The organism is Neorhizobium galegae (assembly GCF_017877135.1).
GTDB classification, from domain to species: domain Bacteria; phylum Pseudomonadota; class Alphaproteobacteria; order Rhizobiales; family Rhizobiaceae; genus Neorhizobium; species Neorhizobium galegae_A.
Genome location: NZ_JAGIPH010000002.1, coordinates 202,826 through 225,772, shown reverse-complemented (window position 1 = coordinate 225,772; position 22,947 = coordinate 202,826). Strand labels below are relative to the sequence as shown.

Below are 22,947 nucleotides of genomic sequence, written 5' to 3'. Positions count from 1 at the left end.
CGGAGGCCTCAGAACAGCCCCTCGATATACCCCGCATCGTTCAGCGCAATCCGTTCGGCAGACGGTGAGCGCGGAAGGCCCGGCATGGTGCGGATTTCGCCGGTGATGGCCACCACGAAACCGGCGCCGGCCGAAAGGCGCACTTCACGCACCGGTACCACATGGCCGCTCGGTGCACCGAGCAGGTCCGGTGTGGTGGAGAAGGAATATTGCGTCTTGGCAATGCAGACCGGCAGGTGGCCGTAGCCTTCCTCTTCGAAACGGCGCAGCTGTTCGCGCACGGCAGGATCCGCGGTCACGTCTCCGGCCCGATAGATTTCCCGCGCCACCGTCTCGATCTTCTCCATCAGCGGCAGGTGATCGGGGTAAAGCGGCTTGAAATCGGCCGTGCCTCCATCGGCAATCTCGGCCACGCGGCGGGCGAGATCCTCGATGCCGGCCGATCCTTCGGCCCAGTGACGGCAGAGGATGGCTTCCACGCCCAGTTCGGCCGCGTAGGCCTTCACCGCCTCGACCTCTTGCGGCGTGTCGGAGGAGAAATGGTTGATGGCAACCACGACAGGCACGCCGAACTTCTGAAGATTTTCGATATGGCGGCCAAGGTTGACGCAGCCGCGCTTCAGCGCCTCGACATTTTCAGCGCCAAGATCCGCCTTTGCCACGCCGCCGTTCATTTTCAGGGCGCGAACGGTTGCAACGATGACGGCAGCCGCCGGGGAAAGCCCTGCCTTGCGGCACTTGATGTCGAAGAACTTTTCAGCGCCGAGATCGGCACCGAAGCCGGCTTCCGTCACGACGTAATCGGCAAGTTTCAGCGCCGTCTGCGTCGCCACCACGGAATTGCAGCCATGGGCAATATTGGCAAACGGACCGCCATGGACGAAGGCCGGGTTGTTTTCGAGCGTCTGCACGAGGTTCGGCTGCATGGCATCCTTGAGGAGGACGGCCATGGCGCCATCGGCCTTCAGGTCGCGGGCAAAGACCGGAGTGCGGTCGCGGCGATAGCCGACGATGATGGCCCCGAGCCGCTGTTCCAGATCCTGCAGGTCCGTCGACAGGCAGAGGATCGCCATGATTTCGGACGCAACCGTGATGTCGAAGCCGCTTTCGCGCGGAAATCCGTTGGAGACGCCGCCGAGCGGGCCGACAATCTGGCGCAGCGCCCGGTCGTTCATGTCCATCACCCGCTTCCAGGTGATGCGGCGCAGATCGAGATCCAGCGCATTGCCCCAGTAGATATGGTTGTCCAGCATGGCGGCGAGCAGATTGTGCGCCGAGGTAATGGCATGGAAATCGCCGGTGAAATGGAGATTGATGTCCTCCATCGGCACGACCTGCGCATATCCGCCGCCGGCCGCCCCGCCCTTCACGCCGAAACAGGGGCCGAGCGAAGGTTCGCGCACGCAGATGATGGCGCGCTTGCCGATGCGGTTCAGACCATCGCCGAGCCCGACAGTGGTCGTCGTCTTGCCTTCGCCGGCCGGCGTCGGGTTGATGGCGGTCACCAGGATCAGCTTGCCATCCGGTCTGCCAGCCTGCGCGGCAATGAAGCGTGCGGAAAGCTTTGCCTTGTCATGGCCGTAGGGAACAAGATCCTCTGCTGGAATGCCAAGCGCTTCCCCGATCTGAAAGATCGGCTTCTTGACGGCGGCACGGGCAATCTCGATGTCGGACGGCACGGTTCCCATTCATTCCCTCGCTCTGGCATGCTGCGTGATGACGCCCTCATTAGCGCATCGGGATGCCGTCTGGAATGGCCGGCGCCATCGGATCGACGATGACGAACAGAAAAGGCGGCGCAACAACCATTGCGCCGCCTCACCTGACACACGGTGACTGGAGGTCAGAAACGCTGTGTCAGCGAAATCTTGAAGCTGCGACCAGGCTCCGAATAGAAGGCATTGTTGGTGGCGCCGCTCGTCGCGCGGATGGTGGTGTAGTCATAATAGGTCCGGTCGAAGAGGTTATAGACACCGGCATTAATGCGTAGGCCCTTCACCTGCTCGGGCTCCCACCAGGCCGTCAGATCGACGAGGCCATAGCCTGCAGCACGCGAATAGGTGGTCTGGTCGACCTTGCCATTGTCATGCGAACCGGCAACTCCCGTCACGTCGACGCCGACGCCCCAGATTTCGGTGTCATAGCCGAGGCTTGCCACCACCTTCATCGGAGCGACGGAGGCGAGGTTCTTGGAGGTGTCGAGGTTCTTGCCGGTCGAGGCCGCAAGGCCGCCGCCGATGCGGAACCCGTTGTCGAAGGTCTTGTGTGCGGAAAGTTCGACGCCGTAGATTTCAGCACGGGCGACGTTGACATATTGCGAGATGCCGCCTTGCGGATAATCCGACAGGGACAGGCCAAGGGCGCTCGCCTCGGCAGCACTCAGGCTGCGCGTGTCGATGAAATTCTTGTAGCGGTTATAGAACAGGCTGATGCGGCCGCCGAAGTCCTGGTCGCCGAGGTTTGCCCCGGCTTCAAAGCCGTGGCTGGTTTCGGTTTCGAGATCAGGATTGCCGCGCCGCAGATAGGTGCCCGGACCACCGAACGAGCTGTACAATTCTCCGGCCGATGGCGCCCTGAAACCCATGGCCCACTGCCCGTAAAGCTCGACCTGCGGGGCCAGATCATAGGCCAGCCGCACTTTTGGGGAGAGACCGGAATCCTGGAACCCATCGGGCAATGCGGGATTGCTGGCATTGCTGGCAAAGGCATCCGTCATCTTCGGGTCATGCTTCACCCAGTCGAAGCGCACACCGGGCGTCAGCTTGACGCCGCTGTCACCGATGGAAATCTCGTCATCGAGGTAAAGACCGATGCGGTTGCTGTCGACCTTCGGCGTATCGGCCTGGTTGGTATGAAGATTGGCGCAGGCGGAATAGCCGCTCGGATAGCTGCCATTGGACAGCGGCGCCGGGCAATTATCGTAGCCTGCGGAATATTGTTCGATCGTGCTGGTGGCAAGATCGAAGCCGAAGGTGAAGAGGTGGTTGGTCGCGCCGAGATCGACTTGCCTCTGCAGCGCGCCGATGAGGCCGAAGGTGCTTTCCTCGTTGGAATTGGCGCGTCCGATCGGGCCGACGACGGAGTTCGAACGATAGCCGGTATAGCCATCCATCGTGCGGGTCCTCATCCAGTAGAGCGAAGCCCAGGCATTATCGATGATGCTGTCATCGCTCTCGCTGTCGAACTTGTAGTCCAGCGATACGCGGTCCCGCTCGTTTTCCTTGTTGTTGGTGTAACCGCCGGGACGATAATTGCCGGTCGGCGTCTGCGTGCTCATCATGTCGGTATCGCGATCCTTGCGATAGCGTTCCGCCGTGATGCCGATGGTGTGGCCGCCTTCCAGCTCCTGGCGCAGCTTGACCAGAAAATTGTGCTGGTCGAAATCGGAGGGGTTCGCCTCGGTGCGTGTTGCGCCATAGCCACCGGTCGTGCCGTTCGTTTCGCGCTCGTGACCCTTGCGATAGCTGCCCTGGAACAGCATCGAGGTGTTGCCGATCTTCTTGGCGACGGCAGCCGAGCCTTCCCAGCTTTTGTCCGCACTGTCATAGGTGGACTTCAAGAGCACGCCCCAGTCACGTCCCTCGCCGATCAGGTCCCCAGGCTCGAGCGTGCGGTAGGCGATGACGCCGCCGAGCGCACCGGCACCGGCACGGCTGGAATCGGCGCCGCGCATAACGTCGACTGCCGAGAGCGACGAGAAACTGAACGTATCGACGCCCCCGGTCGCGCTGCGCGTCGGGTCGTTGAAATAGGGGATCGGGATGCCGTCGATGGTGGAGAGAACGCGGTTGCCCTCGAGGCCGCGGATGTTGACGGCACCGGTCGAGCGGTTGAACGTGACGCCCGGTTCGGCAACACGGCCGAGATCTTCCAGATTGGTGATCTGCTTCTTGTCAAGCTCGGCGCGCGTGGTTTCGGTGGTGAGTGGACTATCGGTCGCGCTCCCCTTGGCAGCCGCCGTCAACCGTTCACCTTTGATGGACACTTTCGGCAGCACGGTCGTATCGGAAGCGGCACTTTGCTGGGAAACGGCCGCATTCTGTGCCGTGGCTGGAAGAGCCGGCGCAAGAAGCGAAAGACCTGAGCAGGCCAGGAGAGAAACACGCAAACGGTGGAGCATGACAACCTTTCCCATCCCCAAGCAACGGCGCGCGCAAAACCGCGGCCGCGCAAGGAGCGACGTTTGATACTGAGGATGAAGTGACCGGCGACGCAGGAGCGCCTTGTCCATGCCCAATAAAAAACATGATTGCCTTTGTCAACATTAAACATGACTATTACGATCATGTTTAAATGCACATTTCGTGATATATCCGACACATAGTCAGACAACTGCAAAAAAGCCGGCGGAATTCTCTGGAAATCCCTTGGGTCCTCCCTATACGCCGCGCATACATTCGCCCAAAACACGAGCTTGACACGAGCCGCGTTGGTAAGGGGGGCCGTTAATTGTAAATTCGCATATACGAAAATGGAGGCTGGTTCCCGCTTAGGAACTGTATTACATGTTCATGTGACGGCATTTGTCACACTTTTTAACAAGCGCGATTATGATTACCCTTGAACGGCAGTCGCTGATCAGCAAACACTTGTCGTCGGCTGAGACGCAAGCCGAAGTCGTCACTGCTTTATCCCGTATTGCCTACCATTTTGGTTTTACCTATTTCACTCTGGCCAATGCTCCCGTCTCCACGGATAATCTTCTGGAGCCGTTGATCGTCGAGACGACACTGCCGATCGACTATATCCGCACCTTTGACGAGAACCGCTTTCTGCCGATCTGTCCACTGGTGCCTTTGATGAAGAACATGGTTCTGCCGCTCTGCTGGATGTGCCGACCGGCGGATGTCGAGGGCGGGCCGCCGCAATTTCCCGCCGCGTTGTGCAACCTTCTCCTTGATCACAACATGTCGACCGGCGTCGCCATGCCGCTGCAGTCCAGCGACGGTTCCAGCTATTTCATTCGGCTCGATGGCGCGCGACCGCTTCTGACGCTGCCCGAACTGAACGAAGTCGGCATGTTGCTGTTGCAGGCCTTTACCGTCTATGACCGGCTGCGCCGAGAGGCGCCAGCGACGGCCAAGCTGCTCTCGATCCGGGAGCTTGAGGTGTTGCGCTGGACATCGCAGGGAAAGACCTCCTCGGAAATCGCCAGGATTCTTTCGCTGTCTGACCACACCGTGAACGCCTATCTCAACAAGGCGATCAAGAAGCTGGATTGCGTCAACCGCACGCAGCTGGTTGCCAAGGCCATTCGCCTGCGGCTGATCAACTAAATCAACACACCGCGCCATCAAGGAGCCTTCCAGGTTTGCTTCAGTTCCTCGAAAACGACACGATCAAGTTCGGCTATGAAAGCTATGGTCTCTGTCCAAAGGAAATCTTGCAACTCTTCATGAAATTCAACCGGACCGGTTTCTGGCGACTCGATGTAGATACGGGTCTCGTGTTCTGCTGCCCGGAGGCCTGCCGGATTTTCAGCATGGATCCGACCGACGGCCCGATCGACCTCGTCGAGCTCACCTCACGCATCCATCCGGAGGATCTGGCAGCGGTGATGGAGGGCCATGAGGCTGCAGCTGCCACGCGTGTAGCCATCCAGAAGACCTACCGCGTGCGCAATGCCGACGACAGTTACAAGCCGTGCTGCTCCATCGGTTTCTTCCGCGAGAAAGCCGGCACTGGTGGCGAGATCGTCGGCTTCACCTACGAAATGCCGTCGCACCACTGCGAACTGCGGATCATCCCGCCGGTCGGCGAAACTGCGCAGGACCATGATGTCTGAAGCGGCGCATGCCGCTTGAGCCCGGACCCCGCGCCGGCCCCCGTGATGCCGGCTTTTCCTGGCAGAGCTTTGAGGCTCAGCGGTCGAGCACCGCGCGCATTTCAACGAGATTGGAGCGGGTGCGCAGGATGTAGAAGCCCATCGTCGCCAGATGGGTCGGCATGATCCAGCCATCCTCGCGGCCATTGGAAATAATGGCCGGTTGGATCCGCAGGGCCGACTGGAACTGCGACAGTGTATCGGAAAACAGCGGCGCCAGATTGCGCTCGCGCACCACCTGGTCGAAATCGGCGCGGGCAGCGGCCAGAATACCGTAATAGCCATAGAGCTGACCGTAGGCGAACCAGAACCGATCATCGGCGCGCGTGTCGAACCAGCCGCCATTGTGGTTTTCCGACCGTTCCCGCAGAACTGCCGAGGTGGAGCCGAGATCATTGGCGATGCGATCGATGAACTGCACGAGGTTGTCGGCGCGGGTATCGAAAATCGCATTGCAGGCCGCCAGATCCGTGTTGAACTTGCGCAGGCTCTTGATGGCGGAACGGTAATAGCTCGGGCTCGGCGTCTTGAAGCCGAAGGGATTGAGGCCGAAATACCAGGAAAACTCGTCAAACTGCAGGTTGCCGCGCGCATCCTGCAGATCGCCATTGATGCCGGACGTGCCGCGCACGCGCCCGAGTGTGTCGACTAGTTCGGCAGACGTGCGGCGCACCGCCTGGTTCACGCCGCGCTGAAAACTGGCCTTGTTGTCGAGGAAGGGCGTATGGTCCCAATCGATGCCGAAAAAGCCCGCCCGGTAGAGCAGCATGGACGAAATCCAGGCATTCTGGTTGACGTTCACGTCGGTCAGGTCCGCTGCGACATCCACGATGGCCGAGGTCTGGCAGTGGCGGGGTGCAGGCGGTGCCGCTGCGGCTTGCGTTCCCGCAACAACCGCGGCAGGTTGCGGAGCCGCTGGCAGTTCCTGACCCGCCGAGAGCTTGCGTTCGGTCAGATTGTAGCGCGAGACGAAATTCGGATCAAAACCCGTCCAGACCTGGGTCTGCCAGACGAAATAGCCGTAAAGGCCTGCAAGTCCTAGAAGAACAACGGCAAGCGGCACCTTGATCATCAGGTTGCGGCGGCCGTACCAGCCATGGGCGGCCATGAAGGGCCAGGCGATCCCGGCAAAGAGCAGCCGGGCGCTGCGTTTCAGGGCGTCCAGAAACCGGCTCAACAACGCAGCGACCATGCCTGAGATCTCCTCTGTTCTATCGGCCTTCAGGTAGGGATGCGGTGGTCGCTTGTCGAGCGCCGCCGAAACGATGATGATAAACCTCTATGAGATGTACACGGCGGGTCTCGATGTGTCGCGCCGACAACAGCCCGGCCTGCCAGAGCCTGATGTGCCGCGACAGGGGCGGCAGTTCACGCTCCATCTCGCCGACAAGCCCGGCATCGACGCCCGCCACCAGAAGAACAAAGGTCTCGACTTCCACGGACAGCAGGTTGCTGAGGATATGGACGCTTGCCAGCATGTCGATGACGAGATCGACCAGATCATTGGCCAGTTCCGCCAGGCCTTCGACCTGCTGCGGGTTTGTCTTCCGTGGCGCGTCAGCTGTTGCGGCAGCGGGAAGGCCACCGGCTTGCGCCAGTGTCTCGGCGCGTGTTTCCGCAAGGGTCTCGGCGCTTGCCAACAAATCCTCCAGAAAGAGGCGCTGCGTGTCCAGAACCGACAGGAGGGCTGCGATATCGGCGCCAAGAGGCCGTGCCCGCACGGCAAAGGCGGGCGGCGAGCCCGGCCCGGGCCGCTGCATGCCGGAAGGTCGGAACAACCGCACAAGCCGCGACGGGTCCGGTTTTGAAAGAGGCATGAGGTAGGGCGCAGACAGGTGCCGGATGGCGCCGGCAAGCCCGGCCAACCGGTGAGCGGCGGCACTTTCGGCGACACGAAAACGGCGGGCGATGTCGCCCAGGCCCTCCTCCAGCGCATCGAGCCGGGCGCGATCGGAGAAGTGGGGCTCTGCCGCATACGACCGCAGATCGGAGAGAGACGCCGTCAGTGCTTCGCGGATGCCCGAGAAAAGATGGCCCGCCTCATCCCCGTGTCGTGTCGTTTCGCCATCCGCCATAGTGCCTCTCCAAAGCGCGCAGCGACTGAACGTCTGTCGCATCTCCTGCATCCGCCCGCGATGCACTCCCACGCATATACGATTTGCATCAAGGATTTAACACAGGATATCGCCTTTGCCGCAGAGCTTGCCTGATCGCAGGACCTCATGGGCGAGCTTTTGCCGGCGCGATGGCGGTTGGCCCGCGCCCGCGCCAGAGGCGGGCGCAGAGCCGGCGCATGTGGTGACGGACACCAAGGCCCGTCACCCGCGGCCATCGCTCAAAGGCCAAGCTTGGCGATCTCTGCGTCCAGGCGGTCGCGGGTCTTCTTCGCCATCTTGGCGGATTTTACCGCATCGAGATTGGCCGGCGTGCCATCGCCTGCGACGACCAGCGCCACCATGCCCATGCCCCAATGGGGCGTGCACTTGAACACGTAGGCACCTTCCTTCTCGATCTTGACGACCAGTTCCTGGTTCATCTTGCCCTTGGATTCCTCGGCCCCTTCCGGGATCAGTTCCTTGACGGCTGCCGCGTCATGCCCCTTGTCCACCGGCACGAAATGCACCACATCGCCAACGGCCACCTTCACGGCTGCAGGCTCAAACACCATGGCTTCGCCGTCGCTGCCCTTGTTGAGCATCTTCACCTCGATATCGGCGGCAAAGGCGGCTTGGGAGAGCAAGGCAAAGCCGAGAGCGGCAAGACCGGTTCTGATGAGGGCGGTTTTCATGGATCAAAAACTCCTGGCAGGCCGCCTCTCCTAAAACGGAACGAGACGGGCGGATATCGCGTGATTGGTGCGGTCCTGCTCATACGCGCTCGGGGCGGCGACAGTTTTGACTGAGGTCAAATGGAAAATGATCCAAATTGTCGCAAATACACCCTGTGGAGCGCCGCGATCCGGCGCGCTTGCTTGCGCTTCTTGGATATTGATAATGGCGGGGAACAAAAAGAAGGAACCACCATGCGCGCAACATCGATGAAATTCACGCTCGCCGCTTCCATCGCCGCGATCGTTTCAAGCCAGGCTTTGGCTGCCGATCCGGCAAGCTGTAGCGCCGTTCGGTTTTCGGATGTCGGCTGGACCGACATCACGGCGACGACGGCAACCGCCTCCGTCATCCTGGACGCGCTCGGCTACAAGCCGCAGGTGCAGGTTCTGTCGGTGCCGGTCACCTACCAGTCGCTGAAGAACAAGGATATCGACGTCTTCCTCGGCAACTGGATGCCGACGCAGGAAAACGACGTACGGCCCTTCCTCAACGACAAATCAGTGGAATCCTTCGGTCCGAACCTCGTCGGCGCAAAGTACACGCTGGCGACCAATGCCAAGGGCGCCGAGCTCGGCATCAAGGACTTCAAGGATATCGCCGCCCACAAGGCCGAACTGGAAGGCAAGATCTACGGTATCGAGCCGGGCAATGACGGCAATCGCCTGGTCATCGACATGGTCGACAAGAACACCTTTGGCCTGAAGGGCTTCGAAGTGGTCGAATCGTCCGAGCAGGGCATGCTGGCACAGGTTGCCCGCGCCGACCGCTCGTCCAAGCCGGTGGTCTTCCTCGGCTGGGAACCGCACCCGATGAACGCCACCTTCAAGCTGACCTACCTGACCGGCGGCGACGACATCTTCGGGCCCAATTTCGGCGGCGCCAGCGTGTTTACCAATATCCGCGCCGGCTTCACCAAGGACTGCCCGAATGCCGGCACCTTCATCACCAACCTGAAATTCTCGCTGCCCATGGAAAACCAGATCATGGGCAAGATCCTGAATGATGGCGAAGACCCGCAGAAGGCGGCAACCGCCTGGCTGAAGGCCAACCCAACGGCCGTCGAGCCCTGGCTTGCCAAGGTCACGACGCTGGACGGCAAGGACGGCCTCGCCGCCGTCAAGAGCAAGCTCGGCCTCTAAAGGCTTTCTGCCCGCCCGGTCCCTCTCGAGCGGCAGCTGAGCTTGCCGCAGAAGTCGGACCGGGCGGGGATTCCGATGTGTTCATCCGTCGCCCGCAAATCCATCCGCGCGACGGAGTTCGCCGAAGAGCGGCCGCCCGACCGTTGCGGCCCGTCTTCCTGCCGAAACCTGACCCGCACTGGAAGAAGCCCTTGGAAATTCTGACCGACCACCGTATTCCGATCGGGATGTGGGCCAAAAATGCCGTGGACTGGCTGACGCTCAACGGCGCCTGGTTCTTCGACTGGCTCTCCTCCGTCCTGTCGAGCGTGATCAATGGCCTGCTGTTCGTGCTGCAATGGCCGCATCCGCTCGTCATCGTCTTTGCCTTTACCGCCCTGTCCTGGTTCATGCGCCGCTCGTTCGGCACGGCCCTCTTCACCTGTCTCGGGCTGCTCCTGATCATCAACCAGGGCTACTGGAAGGAAACCACCGAGACACTGGCTCTGGTCGTGGCCTCTGCCGCCGTCAGCATGGCGATCGGCGTGCCGCTCGGCATTGCGGCGGCCCGCAGGCCCTGGCTTTACGAGGTCATGCGCCCGGTGCTCGACCTCATGCAGACCATCCCGACCTTCGTCTACCTCATTCCGGCGCTCATCCTCTTCGGGCTCGGCATGGTGCCGGGCCTCATCGCCACCGTTATCTTCGCCATCCCGGCCCCGATCCGGCTCACCCGGCTCGGCATCGTCTCGACGCCGGATGCCTTGACGGAAGCGGCCATGGCCTTTGGGGCGACGCCCGCGCAGGTGCTGCGCAAGGTGGAACTGCCCTTTGCCATGCCGCAGATCATGGCGGGCCTCACCCAGACGATCATGCTGTCGCTGTCGATGGTCGTCATTGCGGCCCTTGTCGGCGCAAGCGGCCTTGGGGTGCCGGTGGTGCGGGCTCTCAACACCGTCAACATCGCCCGCGGCTTTGAGGCGGGCCTGTGCATCGTCATCCTCGCGATCATTCTCGACCGCATGTTCCGCACCGACACAGGAGAAGGCGCATGAGCGACGCGATCATATTCGGCGGTGTCGACATCGTCTTCGGCGATCGGCCCGATCGGGCGCTGCCGCTGATGGACCAGGGCCGCACCCGCGACGAGATCAGCGCCCAGACGGGTCTGGTGCTCGGGGTCTCGAACGCCTCGCTCACCATCAAGGAGGGCGAGATCCTCGTGCTGATGGGCCTGTCCGGATCGGGAAAGTCGACACTCCTGCGTGCCGTCAACGGACTTGCGCCGGTTGTGCGCGGCAGTGTCACGGTGCAAAGCGCCAAGGGCTCGATCGATCCCTACCGGGCCTCGGCAAAGGCGCTGCGCGACCTTCGCATGCACACGGTCTCGATGGTGTTCCAGCAGTTCGGGCTTCTGCCCTGGCGCACGGTTGCCGACAATGTCGGCTTCGGCCTGGAGCTTGCCGGCGTGCCGGAGGCGGAGCGGAAACAGCGTGTCGCCGAACAGCTGGAGCTGGTCAACCTGTCGCGCTGGGGAGAGCGCAAGGTGGGCGAATTGTCAGGCGGCATGCAGCAGCGTGTCGGGCTTGCCCGCGCCTTTGCCACCGGCGCGCCAATCCTTCTGATGGACGAGCCGTTTTCCGCGCTCGATCCCTTGATCCGCACGCGGCTGCAGGACGAGTTGCTGGAATTCCAGAGCCGGTTGAAGAAAACCATCCTCTTCGTCAGCCATGATCTGGACGAGGCCTTCCGCATCGGCAACCGCATTGCCATCATGGAGGGCGGGCGCATCATCCAGTGCGGCACGCCGCAGCAGATCGTGCAGGCGCCGGCCGACCAGTATGTCGCCGATTTCGTGCAGAACCTCAATCCGATCACCATGCTGACCGCCGGCGACATCATGCGGCAGGGCGCGGCCCTCTCCGGCGCGCAGCAACCCGTCACGGCCACCGCACGGGCCGAAACGCCGCTCGTCGACATCCTCGATGCCATGGCGCGCCAGCCGGGCGTGGTCGGCATTGTAGACAATGGCACCGTGATCGGCACGGTTGGCGCCGACGAGGTGATCGCCGGCCTGACGCGGCATCGCCGGCGCGAGGTCTAGCAACGTGTCTGACAAGCCTTCGGTTCTGCGGGACACAGACGAGGCAGCGCTCAAACAGGCGCGCTGCCTCGTGCGGGCGGCCCGCAGCGTGTCATTGGGTGTCCTTGATCCGGAAACCGGCTTTCCGCAGGTCAGCCGCGCGCTGGTTGCAACCGATCTCGATGGCGTACCGATCATCCTCGTCTCGCAGTTGGCAGGGCATACAAGAAGCCTTGAGGCAGATCCGCGCTGCTCGCTGCTGGCCGGCGAACCGGGCAAGGGAGATCCGCTTGCCCATCCGCGCATCACCGTGTCCTGCACGGCGGAAGCGGTCGCGCGCGACGGCGACGACCATTTTCGCATACGCATGCGTTTCCTCAACCGGCACCCTAAGGCCTCTCTTTATATCGACTTTCCGGATTTCCGATTCTTCCGATTGATACCGCAACTGGCCGCGCTCAACGGCGGCTTCGGGCGCGCCTACCGAATCGATGGCAGTGCGCTGTTTTTCAAAATGCCGGAGGATCTGCCGGACTGGCTGGCTCTTCAGGAAACTATTATAATGCAGCATAGCGATGTCCGCGGGATTGCTGCGGCAGCCGGGGCACGAGATTCAAAAATCTACCGAATTTGTGGGGTAGATCCGGCGGGATTCGACCTGATTTGCCCGTCGAATGCCGTTCGCCATGAATTTTCGTCCCTCTGCCGTACCTCTAAAGACGCACAGCAGGAAATTGATATAATACTTAAAGCTGTATAACGAGTACGTAAAATTTAGGGATATACAATCCGACCCGAAAATTGCTAGATTTGTGATACATTGTTACCGGTTACGGTCGGTGGCGATCGCTAGGGGATGACTGAGGAACGAAGAGATGAACCCACTTACTGATCACTCGGCTGCAGCAGCGAATTTATTGTCTGCCATGGCCAACCCGAAACGGCTTATGATTTTGTGTTGCCTGGTCAAGGGCGAGGTTGCCGTCGGGGCACTGGCGACGAAGGTCGGGCTCAGCCAGTCGGCTCTGTCTCAGCATCTGTCCAAGCTGCGCGCCCAGAAGCTCGTCAACACGCGCCGCGATGCGCAGACGATCTACTATTCCAGCTCGGCCGAGTCTGTGATGAAAGTTCTCGAAACGCTCGAGTTCCTGTATTGCGAGCCGGAACAGGCTAAATCTGCAGCCTGATGACAGCGCTGCCATCTGGCTGAACATGATTGAATGACAGGCGGGAGCCGGGCAAGATTTTGCTCCGGTCTGTCAGTTTTGGCGCGCTTTTGGGCGCGCCCTTGCCGGTTTTGGTGCGCCTTGGCGCTGCACCGGCCGCTGACTTTCCTTTCATCAAATTTCGTCGCGAGTTGAGGTCTTTGCATCGGCAAAGCCCGCTTGACGACCGTGCCGCGCTCGGTAACTTTAAGCGCATTGCCGCTGGCCAGAGGGTCGCCGGCCGGGTACTGGCCCCCGCTCTGGCAAGGCCATGGAGATCATGATGTCGAATCGCCTGAATACCGCCCCCAACGACTTGCGGGCGTTCTGGATGCCGTTCACGGCAAACCGCCAGTTCAAGAAGGAACCGCGCCTCTTCGTCGGCGCCAAGGACATGCACTACACGACCCATGACGGCCGTCAGGTGCTGGACGCGACGGCGGGCCTCTGGTGCGTCAATGCCGGCCACTGCCGCCCGAAGATCACCGAGGCGATCCGCGAACAGGCCGGCGAACTGGATTATGCGCCGGCCTTCCAGCTCGGCCATCCGAAAGCCTTCGAACTCGCCAACCGCCTGGTCGACATCGCGCCCGAGGGTCTCGAGCATGTGCTCTACACCAATTCCGGCTCCGAATCGGTCGACACTGCGCTGAAGGTCGCGATCGCCTACCACCGCGCCAAGGGCAATGGCGCCAAGTTCCGCCTGATCGGGCGCGAGCGCGGCTATCATGGTGTGAATTTCGGCGGCATTTCGGTGGGCGGCATCGTCTCTAACCGCAAGATGTTCGGCACGCTGCTGACCGGCGTCGATCACATGCCGCATACCCACCTGCCCGGCCAGAATGCCTTCACCCGCGGCGAGCCCGAAGTGGGCGGCGATCTGGCGGCGGAACTGGAACGCATCGTGACCCTGCACGACGCCTCCACCGTGGCCGCCGTCATCGTGGAGCCGGTTGCAGGCTCCACCGGCGTGCTCATTCCGCCGAAGGGCTATCTGCAGAAGCTGCGCGACATCTGCACCAAGCACGGCATCCTGCTGATCTTCGATGAGGTCATCACCGGTTATGGCCGCCTCGGCACGCCGTTCGCATCACAGTATTTCGGCGTGAAGCCGGATATCATGGTGACCGCCAAGGGCCTGACCAATGGTGTGATCCCGATGGGCGCCGTGTTTGTCACCGCCGAAATTCATGATGCCTTCATGAACGGCCCGGAACACATGATCGAGTTCTTCCACGGCTATACCTATTCCGGCAACCCGATCGCTTCTGCCGCAGCCCTTGCCACGCTCGACACCTACAAGGAAGAAGGCCTGTTCGAGCGCGCAGCCGACATCGCCTCCTATTGGGAAGACGGCCTGCATTCGCTGAAGGATTGCAAGAATGTCATCGACATCCGCAATCTCGGCCTGATCGGCGCCATCGAACTCGATCCGATCGCCGGCGAACCGACCAAGCGCGCCTTCTCCGCCTTCCTGAAGGCCTATGAGAATGGCCTGTTGATCCGTACCACCGGCGACATCATCGCCATGTCGCCGCCGCTCATCGTCGAAAAGCACCATATCGACGAGATTTTCGGCAAGCTGCGCGAGATCCTCAACAACAACATCTGATCATCACCGGGGGCGGCGGCGTCATGCGTCCGCCCCGGCATCATCTCTCTGCGGGAACCCGCCTGCCCAGCCATGCGGGAAGCAAATACCGCCCTGCCCCTTTCCGCCCCGGCGCCATCCCGGTAATCTCTGTCCATGGAAACAGACCGAGGTAGACGATGAGCGATCTTGAGAGCCGCATAGACCAGGGCACCGGCCGGGCGAAAGCCGATATCGTGCTGAAGGGTGGCCGCTTCTTTGATCTGGTTACCGGTGACCTTGTCGCCTCCGACATCGCGCTTTGCGGCGATACCATTGTCGGCACCTGCGAGGCCTATGAGGGCATCGAGGAAATCGACATTTCCGGAAAAATCGTCGTGCCGGGCTTCATCGATACGCATCTGCACATCGAATCCTCGCTGGTGACCCCGCATGAATTCGACCGCTGCGTGCTGCCCTATGGGGTGACGACGGTCATCTGCGATCCGCACGAGATCGCCAATGTCATCGGCACCGAGGGCATCCAGTTCTTCCTCGACTCGGCCGAGCAGACGATCATGGATATCCGCGTGCAGCTCTCCTCCTGCGTGCCGGCCACGCACCTGGAAACGGCAGGCGCTGATCTGCCGATCGAGCGGCTCCTGCCGTTTCGCCATCATCCGAAGGTCATCGGTCTTGCCGAGTTCATGAATTTCCCGGGCGTGATCCACAAGGATCCGATCTGCATGGCAAAGCTTCAAGCCTTTCAGGGCGGCCATATCGACGGCCATGCGCCGCTGCTTCTCGGCCACGGCCTCAACGGCTATCTGTCGGCGGGCATCCGCACCGAGCACGAGGCGACGAGCGCCGAAGAGGCGATGGAAAAGATCCGCAAGGGCATGCACATCCTGGTGCGCGAAGGCTCCGTCTCGAAGGATCTGCATGCGTTGATGCCCATCATCACCGAGCGCCTGTCGCCCTATCTGGCGCTCTGCACCGATGACCGCAATCCGCTCGACATCGCCGAGGAAGGCCATCTGGATTTCATGATCCGCACGGCGATTGCCCATGGCGTCGAACCGCTCGCCATCTATCGCGCCGCCTCGATTTCGGCGGCCCGGGCCTTCGGCCTTTGCGATCGTGGTCTTGTGGCGCCCGGCTGGCGGGCTGATCTCGTCGTCATCGACAGCCTTGAAAACTGCAAGGCAGAGATGGTGTTTGCCGCCGGCCGCCGCGTTACGAAAGAACTGTTTGCCACCCGCCTGCCGGTCGAGCCGGTCGGCCTCGACAGCGTCAAGGCGCGCATGGTCAAGGCCGCGGATTTCGCCGTCCCGGTGAAGACGGAAGAACAGCCGGTGATCGGCGTTCTGCCGGGAAAGATCATCACCGAGCACCGCCGCTACCGCCTGCCGTCCTCCGGCAACCAGACGACGGTCGATCTCGCAAACGACATCATCAAGGTCGCCGTCATCGAACGCCACGGCAAGAACGGCAACCATGCCAATGGTTTCGTACAGGGGTTTGGCCTGAAGCGCGGCGCGATCGCCTCCACCGTCGGCCATGACAGCCACAATATCTGCGTCGTCGGCGTCAGCGAAGAGGACATGGCGCTGGCCGCCAACCGACTGTCGGACATCCGCGGCGGCTTCGTCGTGGTCGAGGATGGCAAGGTGACCGGCGAGATTGCGCTACCTCTGGCCGGCCTGATGAGCCTTGAGCCCTATGAGCGCGTGCGTGACACGCTGACGGACCTGCGCAAGGCGGCGTTTGCACTCGGCACCACGCTTGCCGAACCGTTCCTGCAGGTGGCCTTCCTGCCGCTGCCGGTCATCCCACACCTGAAGATTTCCGACAAAGGCATGGTCGACGTCGACAAGTTCATGCTGCTGGCTTGAGGGCCGGGATGGCGCACGGGCCGCCTATTGCGGTCCCCTCGCCTCTCCCGGTGTCAGCACATGGGCCACGGCTTCGGCGGCCGAGGTCGCCGTCGTCTTGATCGCCTCGGTGATCGCTTCCACATGCGCCACCTGGCGATGGAACTCATCAAGCGCCCGTCCGCGCAGCACGGTCCCGGCTGGCATCTGCGCCTTGGTCGGGTCTTCGTAATTATTGCCGACGCGCAGTTCGTAATAGAGATGCGGGCCGGTGGAGAGACCGGTGGAGCCGACAAAGGCAATCACCTGTCCCTGCGAGACCCGCTGGCCGACCTTCAAATCCTTCGGGGTGCCGTCGATATGGGCATAGGTGGTCTCGTAACCGCCATCGTGGCGGATGCGCACGAATTTGCCATAGCCGTCTTCCCAGGAAATCTTCTCCACAACGCCATCGCCGGCGGCCATGATCGGGGATCCCTTGGGCGCCCTGAAATCCACGCCGTTGTGAAACTTCTTCACCTGCAGAATGGGGTGGACGCGCCAGCCGAAACCATCGCCCTGCTTGCCCGCCGGCACCGGCTTGTGCATCAGGCTTTTTGAAACGGACCGTCCCTCATGGTCGAAAAATTCCGTTCGCCCGTCCTCGGAGGCCTGGTAGCGATAGAAATGCCGCTCGGCATCGCCTTCATGTAGCGTGATCGAGACGAGATCGTCGCTGCCGTCCTCGCTCTTGCGGAACACCACGTCGAGCACGGGCATCTCGTCGGGCTTCGACCAGTGGATATCATTGGCCTTCAACAGCTCGATGACCTGAAGGCCAACGCGGACCGGCACCTTGCCCTGTTTCAGATGGGCAGCAAGCTTGGGAAAATCGGCGGCCGCCCGGCCAAGATCACGGCTTTCCTGCGGGCGAACAGCCGGCTTCGGCGCGGCCGGAGCCTCCGCCGCCATCGCTTCTGCCACCAGCCGGTCGTAGAGATGGCGGTCGGGAGCAGTCCGGAACCGCCCGTCATCCAGACGCGCCAGAAGCCGCTCGCCGCGTCCCTTGGAGACATGGCGGGCATAGACGATCTGCGTCGGGCCCTGCCCCGGCTGCTGCACCAGAATATCCAGTTCCTCGCCCGGCTTGACGCTGTCGGCGCCCAGTTCCCGGGCAAGGCTTGCAAACTCTTCCCGGGGCACATCGACCGCACCCTCGATATTGCCGAGCGGTTCCTCACGCGCCGGCAAGGAAACAAGCCGGCGAATGCTGGATACCGCAGGCTTCACCGGTGCGACGCTGACATTGATGGGTTCACTGCGCACAAAAGCCTGACGCCCGGCCTTGACGACCGTTGCAAGCTTTGCAGGACGCGCGCTCGGCAGCACAGTGGCCGGCGCAGGCGCACCGCTCGCAAGGCCGCCCCGCATGACGAGATCGAACGGATCGCTGCGCGCCGGCGCCTCCTGATAGGCACTGACGGGCGTCGGTTTCACCGCGTCCGCATCCGCTGCCAGATCAAGCGACACGTCGAAATAGGCGGAGCGGGCAAAGGACCCGTCGCTCATGCGCTCGATGAGGTCGAGCTTCGGCGCGTCGGCCAGGACCGGCATCCAGACACGGCTCTGCTTGGGCGTGCTCCTCGCCTCACGGCGCGGCGCGCGCCACACGGTGGATTTTTGCGGTACGGCCCGGCTTGCCAGCGTAAACGCCATGCATTCGCCGAGCAGGAAGAGGGAGGCGGTCGCCAGCAGCACGAGGGCGAGGATCGCGCGCCAGTGGCTGAGCAGGGAAAACCGGATAACGGTTTGTGCCGGATGGATAAATCCAAACCCGCGCTGCTGCGTCGGTTCGCGCAGTATCCAATCCGTCATCCGCCAATGCCCTCTCAGGTCCCAGCGTGACACTATCAGGATCCGTGGCAAAAATGTGTCGCGGGGGTGCGGGCGACAGTTTCACACAGGCCACCACCATCCCTGGGCGGCAGGACCAGAGATCAGCGCAAGCGTTGCGTGCGCATGACCTTTCCCTTGCGGTGCCCGCCCAGCCTTGCGGCGACCAGATCAACGCCAAGCCGCCGACTTTGTGAGCACAGATGCGGCAGTTCTAGTCGCGGGTAAGCACCATGCCGGCGTGATAGAGGATATCGTTGCGAAACTCTCCGTCGGCGGTAAAGCCGGTATCGTCCTTGTAGAAAATCTGGTCGCCCTTGATCTCGTAGCGCCCCTTGTAGGCGCCTTCGCGGGAACCGCGCGCTTCCACGTAGCGCCCATTGGGCAAAAGTGCGTGGCGGATATGGCCATCCGCAGTGACCCAGAGGCCGGTATAAGCGTGAGACGTCATCGTCATCTCCCTGTCGAAATTGGAAGGATGGGAAGCCGGCAGGGCAAATGCCGGCCCGCCGAGGTCAACCGTTCATGTAGCGGCGGCGAAGATCCGCATCCCGGCGCCTGGCAAGCGTCGCGCGATAGGTTTGCCGGGCCCGGTCAAACCGGTCCACGAGCCATGTCATGGGACTTTCGAGCAGTCGCTGGAAATTACGCATCTCCGTCTCCTTTCTTCGACATCATCAGCATGTCGTTTGCTGAACCCAATATGGCCGAGGCCAGCAGGAACGCGGTAGATCAGGAATCCGCGAAGATTGCACAAAAATCCGGAAGTTCGGAACAGGCTCTTTCGCAGGCACAGCCGGGCTGCTAGTTTCACCCTACACAAAAGGCCGCAACGCACGGTTTTCCAAGGAGTGTCGAGTCTGCCGATGATGCACCGATTGAACGAACTCACCCGCCTTATTGCACAACACACCGATCAGGACGGCATGGTTGCAACCGCCATCCCGCGGCTTTCGCTGGTGCGCATGTCCAAGGAGACGGAACCGTCGCAAAGCGTGCAGCAACCCTCGCTCTGCATCATCGCGCAGGGCACGAAGCAGGTGCTGCTGGCGGATGAAGTCTTTGAATACGGGCCTTCCCGCCATCTGATCGCCTCGGCCGACCTGCCGATCACCGGCCAGGTGACCAATGCGACGCCGCAGCAGCCCTATCTGAGCCTGAGGCTTGATCTCGACATGACGGCACTGAGTGCCATGATGATGGAGGTGATGCCGCAGGCCGCCAAAAGCCCGGCAACCGCGCCCTATACGAAGAGCTGCGGCAAGGCACTGTGCCTCAGCCGCAGCGATCCGCAGCTTCTCGATGCGGCCGTCCGGCTTGTGCGTTTGCTCGATACACCGGAGGATATTCCGTTTCTGGCGCCGCTTGCCGAGCGCGAACTGCTCTACCGGCTGATGCGCGGCGATCAGGGCGAGAAACTGAAGCGCATGCTGATGCCGGAAAGCCGGCTGTCGCAGGTGAACCGCGCGATCGCCTGGATCCGCCAGAATTTCGACAAGCCGTTCAGCATCGACAGAGTGGCCGAAGAAGCGCGCATGAGCGCATCCTCGCTGCACGAGCATTTTCGAGAAGTCACCGCCATGAGCCCGCTGCAATACCAGAAACAGCTGCGGCTTCAGGAAGGGCGGCGGCTCATTCTGTCGGAAGCGCTGGATGCCGCAAGTGCTGCCCACCGCGTCGGTTATGACAGCCCCTCGCAGTTCAGCCGCGAATACCGCCGCCTCTTCGGCGCACCGCCCATTCAGGACGTCTCGCGCCTGAAGAGCGAGCCGGCGCGCTATGCGCCGGCCTCGGCCTGATCGTTCAGAAAGGACTCCGGGTCAGAGGCGGGCGCAGAACACGTCGAGTGCCGCGAGCTTAACGACGCCAGCCTCGACCGGCGGATCATAGCCGGGCATCGGCTGCGGCGTAGCGCCCGCCATCGCCGCCGGCAGGGCAAAGTCCTGCGGCGCGCGCGTGAGGTTGAAGACGAACAGCAGCCGCTCGCCGGCCTTTTCCCGCACGAAGGCGAGAAGATCGGCCGTCGTCTCGAGGAAGGTCATGTCGCCATCGAGCAGCACCGGATGCGCCTTGCGGAAGGCAAGCGTGCGGCGATAGTGGTTGAGCACCGAGGTCTCGACATTCTCCTGCCCGTTGACGGCGAGCGCCTGATGCTCCGGGGGAACCGGCAACCAGGCCTTGTTGGCCTCGCTGAAGCCGGCCAGCGGTTTGTCGACATCCCAGGCCATCGGCGTGCGGCATCCGTCACGGCCCTTGAAGGCTGGCCAGAAGCGGATGCCGTAAGGATCGCGCAGATCCTCGAAGGCAAGCTCGGCTTCCGGCAGACCCAGTTCCTCACCCTGATAGAGGCAGATGGAACCGCGAAGCGTGGAAAGCACGCTGATCGCAATCTTGGCCACTGCTTCCCGCTCGCCGGCATGTTCCATGAAGCGCGTCACATGGCGCACCACGTCATGGTTGGAAAAGGCCCAGCAGACCCAGCCATTGGTGACGATTTCCTGGCACTTCGACACGACGCTGCGAATATGCTCGGCAGTAAAGCGCGGGCTCAGCAGGTCGAACGTGTAGCACATGTGCAGCTTGTCATTGCCGCTGGTATAGATGGCGAGCGTGGTGAGCGAGCGATCGCCGTCCCCCACTTCGCCCACCGTTGTGCGGCAGTCGTATTCGTCCAGCAGCGCGCGCAGCCGCTTCAGGAAGTCGATGTTTTCCGGCTGGCTCTTGTCATAGAGATGGTGCTGCATCGAATAGGGATTGGTATCGGTTTCCAGCCCCGTCGAATGCGGGTCGTAGACCATCGGCGGATTGTCGCGCAGCTGCCGGTCGTGGAAATAATAGTTGACCGTATCGAGGCGGAAGCCGTGCACGCCGCGCTCGAGCCAGAATTTCACCGTGGCCAGCATCGCATCCTGCACATCCGGATTGTGAAAGTTCAGATCCGGCTGCGAGGCGAGGAAGTTGTGCATGTAATACTGCTTGCGCACGCCATCCCATTCCCAGCCCGGCCCGCCGAAGATCGACAGCCAGTTGTTGGGGGCGGTGCCATCGGGCTTGGGGTCGGCCCAGATATACCAGTCGGCGCGCGGATTGCTGCGGCTCGACCGGCTTTCGATGAACCAGGGATGCTGGTCGGAGGTGTGCGAGATCACCTGGTCGATGATGACCTTGAGCCCCAGTCGCTCGCATTCGGCCATCATGGCGTCGAAATCGGCAAGCGTTCCGAACATCGGGTCGACATTGCAGTAATCGGCAACGTCATAGCCCATGTCGGCCATGGGCGAGGTGAAGAAGGGCGAGAGCCAGATCCCGTCGACGCCAAGCGAGGCGATATGCGGCAGGCGCTCAGTAATGCCCCTGATATCGCCGATGCCATCGCCGGTCGTGTCCTGAAAAGAGCGCGGGTAGACCTGATAAATCACCGCGCCGCGCCACCAGTTCGGATCGCCTTTCTGTGCCGTTAGCATCGCCATGTGCGTCTTTCACTCCTTCCATGTTCCGTTCACCCCACAACCTAGCTCCCTTCTCACAAAAGACAAATGTCGACATCATGGCGAGCCCGAAGATGCAGGCAAAAGCCTGAACATCGCCACAGACCGGGCCTTGCCTTGGCCGCCGCTTCAGCCTATTGCCGAACGGTGTCACGGGGAGAATGGGATGGCAAAGCGGGTTCTTTCGATCGGCGAATGCATGGTGGAACTGGCCCAGGCGGGCCAGGGACTGCTGCGCAAGGGCTTTGCCGGCGATACGTTCAACACGGCCTGGTATCTGCGCGCGGCCCTTCCCGCCGATTGGCAGGTGGATTACCTGACCGGTCTTGGCGATGATCCGCTGTCGGATGAAATGCTGTCCTTCATGGAAAAGGCCGATATCGGCACGCAATCGATCCGGCGGATTCCCGGCCGCACGCCGGGCCTCTACCTGATATCCCTGAAAGACGGCGAGCGCACCTTCAGCTACTGGCGCGACACCTCTGCCGCCAGGCTTCTGGCCGATGATGCCGATCACCTGCGGCAGGCCATCGAAAGTTCTGACCTCCTCTATTTCTCCGGCATAACGCTTGCCATTCTCGGCGTCACCGGCACTGAGACACTGCTTTCGGAACTGCGCCGCGCGCGCGCCGCCGGTAAGACGGTGGCCTTCGACCCGAATATCCGCCCGCGTCTCTGGAGCGACCGTGTGCGCATGCTCGACACGATCAGCGCCGGCGCCCGCGCCGCCTCCATCGTGCTGCCGAGCTTTGACGACGAAGCGGCCCATTTCGAGGATGCCAATGTCGCCGCGACCATCGAGCGCTACCGCTCGCTCGGTGCCGAAAAGATCGTGGTGAAGAACGGCGCTCAGGGTGCAACCGTCGCCGAGGGCGACAGCACCGTCTTCGTACCCGCCGTGCCGCCAGAAAAACTGGTCGACACGACGAGCGCCGGCGACAGTTTCAACGCCGGCTTCCTCGCGCGCCTGATGACCGGTGCCTCGCTTGCCGAATCAGCCGCCCACGGCGCCGCCATCGCCTCCGTCGTCATCGGCCACCACGGCGCCCTCATCGAGCCCGCGCTACTGCCGGAGTGATGTT

Annotated in this window: 20 protein-coding genes; 11 read left to right on the top strand and 9 right to left on the bottom strand. The window is 62.0% G+C overall.

The window, feature by feature from the left end:
• Window positions 1-8: 8 nt before the first annotated feature.
• Together J2858_RS08610 and J2858_RS08605 are read right to left on the bottom strand one after the other, a co-directional pair.
• Complete coding sequence (locus J2858_RS08610; protein ID WP_210104388.1) at window positions 9-1,688, bottom strand: formate--tetrahydrofolate ligase; 1,680 nt, start codon at window positions 1,686-1,688, stop codon at window positions 9-11.
• Window positions 1,689-1,843: 155 nt separating this feature from the next.
• Window positions 1,844-4,120, bottom strand: a complete 2,277-nt coding sequence (locus J2858_RS08605) for a TonB-dependent hemoglobin/transferrin/lactoferrin family receptor (RefSeq protein ID WP_210104387.1) — start codon at window positions 4,118-4,120, stop codon at window positions 1,844-1,846.
• 430 nt (window positions 4,121-4,550) lie between these two features.
• Between J2858_RS08605 and J2858_RS08600 the strand changes: the two genes are divergently transcribed.
• Together J2858_RS08600 and J2858_RS08595 are read left to right on the top strand one after the other, a co-directional pair.
• On the top strand, window positions 4,551-5,276 hold the full coding sequence (locus J2858_RS08600; protein WP_245365680.1) for a helix-turn-helix transcriptional regulator: 726 nt from the start codon (window positions 4,551-4,553) through the stop codon (window positions 5,274-5,276).
• Between the two features lie 35 nt (window positions 5,277-5,311).
• The gene (locus J2858_RS08595; protein ID WP_210104386.1) at window positions 5,312-5,785 is read left to right on the top strand and encodes a PAS domain-containing protein; all 474 of its coding nucleotides are present in this window, start codon (window positions 5,312-5,314) and stop codon (window positions 5,783-5,785) included.
• Between the two features lie 76 nt (window positions 5,786-5,861).
• Here the strand turns inward: J2858_RS08595 and J2858_RS08590 are convergent, their stop codons facing one another.
• The 3 genes from J2858_RS08590 to J2858_RS08580 form a co-directional block, all read right to left on the bottom strand.
• A complete protein-coding gene (locus J2858_RS08590; protein ID WP_210104385.1) occupies window positions 5,862-7,016 on the bottom strand; it encodes a DUF2333 family protein in 1,155 nt (384 codons plus the stop codon).
• Between the two features lie 19 nt (window positions 7,017-7,035).
• Window positions 7,036-7,899: a hypothetical protein gene (locus J2858_RS08585; protein ID WP_210104384.1), complete on the bottom strand. Its 864-nt coding sequence runs from the start codon at window positions 7,897-7,899 to the stop codon at window positions 7,036-7,038.
• Between the two features lie 260 nt (window positions 7,900-8,159).
• The gene (locus J2858_RS08580) at window positions 8,160-8,612 is read right to left on the bottom strand and encodes a pseudoazurin (protein WP_210104383.1); all 453 of its coding nucleotides are present in this window, start codon (window positions 8,610-8,612) and stop codon (window positions 8,160-8,162) included.
• A 234-nt stretch (window positions 8,613-8,846) separates the two neighbouring features.
• Here J2858_RS08580 and J2858_RS08575 point away from each other — a divergent pair, with 234 nt between their 5' ends.
• The 7 genes from J2858_RS08575 to ade all read left to right on the top strand — a co-directional run bounded on the left by J2858_RS08575 (window position 8,847) and on the right by ade (window position 16,526).
• Window positions 8,847-9,794: a choline ABC transporter substrate-binding protein gene (locus J2858_RS08575; RefSeq protein ID WP_210104382.1), complete on the top strand. Its 948-nt coding sequence runs from the start codon at window positions 8,847-8,849 to the stop codon at window positions 9,792-9,794.
• Between the two features lie 191 nt (window positions 9,795-9,985).
• Window positions 9,986-10,828 carry a choline ABC transporter permease subunit gene (choW, locus tag J2858_RS08570; protein WP_210104381.1) on the top strand — a complete coding sequence of 281 codons (843 nt, stop codon included), beginning with the start codon at window positions 9,986-9,988 and terminating at the stop codon, window positions 10,826-10,828.
• Window positions 10,825-11,877, top strand: coding sequence for a choline ABC transporter ATP-binding protein (gene choV, locus J2858_RS08565; protein WP_210104380.1), 1,053 nt, complete (start codon window positions 10,825-10,827; stop codon window positions 11,875-11,877). Before choW ends, choV begins: the two co-directional genes overlap by 4 nt.
• A gap of 4 nt (window positions 11,878-11,881) precedes the next feature.
• On the top strand, window positions 11,882-12,616 hold the full coding sequence (locus tag J2858_RS08560) for a HugZ family protein (RefSeq protein ID WP_210104379.1): 735 nt from the start codon (window positions 11,882-11,884) through the stop codon (window positions 12,614-12,616).
• Window positions 12,617-12,731: 115 nt separating this feature from the next.
• Window positions 12,732-13,043 carry an ArsR/SmtB family transcription factor gene (locus J2858_RS08555; RefSeq protein WP_210104378.1) on the top strand — a complete coding sequence of 104 codons (312 nt, stop codon included), beginning with the start codon at window positions 12,732-12,734 and terminating at the stop codon, window positions 13,041-13,043.
• A gap of 301 nt (window positions 13,044-13,344) precedes the next feature.
• Window positions 13,345-14,673, top strand: coding sequence for an aspartate aminotransferase family protein (locus J2858_RS08550; protein WP_210104377.1), 1,329 nt, complete (start codon window positions 13,345-13,347; stop codon window positions 14,671-14,673).
• A 158-nt stretch (window positions 14,674-14,831) separates the two neighbouring features.
• On the top strand, window positions 14,832-16,526 hold the full coding sequence (ade, locus tag J2858_RS08545) for an adenine deaminase (protein ID WP_210104376.1): 1,695 nt from the start codon (window positions 14,832-14,834) through the stop codon (window positions 16,524-16,526).
• Between the two features lie 24 nt (window positions 16,527-16,550).
• Here the strand turns inward: ade and J2858_RS08540 are convergent, their stop codons facing one another.
• The 3 genes from J2858_RS08540 to J2858_RS08530 form a co-directional block, all read right to left on the bottom strand.
• Window positions 16,551-18,359, bottom strand: coding sequence for a M23 family metallopeptidase (locus J2858_RS08540; protein WP_210104375.1), 1,809 nt, complete (start codon window positions 18,357-18,359; stop codon window positions 16,551-16,553).
• 232 nt (window positions 18,360-18,591) lie between these two features.
• Window positions 18,592-18,834, bottom strand: coding sequence for an Atu4866 domain-containing protein (locus J2858_RS08535; RefSeq protein WP_210104374.1), 243 nt, complete (start codon window positions 18,832-18,834; stop codon window positions 18,592-18,594).
• Between the two features lie 58 nt (window positions 18,835-18,892).
• Window positions 18,893-19,030, bottom strand: a complete 138-nt coding sequence (locus tag J2858_RS08530; RefSeq protein WP_210104373.1) for a hypothetical protein — start codon at window positions 19,028-19,030, stop codon at window positions 18,893-18,895.
• A gap of 213 nt (window positions 19,031-19,243) precedes the next feature.
• On the opposite strand from J2858_RS08530, the gene J2858_RS08525 reads away from it, so the two are divergent.
• Complete coding sequence (locus tag J2858_RS08525) at window positions 19,244-20,176, top strand: AraC family transcriptional regulator (protein WP_348635461.1); 933 nt, start codon at window positions 19,244-19,246, stop codon at window positions 20,174-20,176.
• 21 nt (window positions 20,177-20,197) lie between these two features.
• Here the strand turns inward: J2858_RS08525 and J2858_RS08520 are convergent, their stop codons facing one another.
• On the bottom strand, window positions 20,198-21,841 hold the full coding sequence (locus tag J2858_RS08520; RefSeq protein ID WP_210104701.1) for an alpha-glucosidase: 1,644 nt from the start codon (window positions 21,839-21,841) through the stop codon (window positions 20,198-20,200).
• Window positions 21,842-22,031: 190 nt separating this feature from the next.
• Between J2858_RS08520 and J2858_RS08515 the strand changes: the two genes are divergently transcribed.
• Complete coding sequence (locus J2858_RS08515; protein WP_210104372.1) at window positions 22,032-22,943, top strand: sugar kinase; 912 nt, start codon at window positions 22,032-22,034, stop codon at window positions 22,941-22,943.
• Window positions 22,944-22,947: the final 4 nt, after the last annotated feature.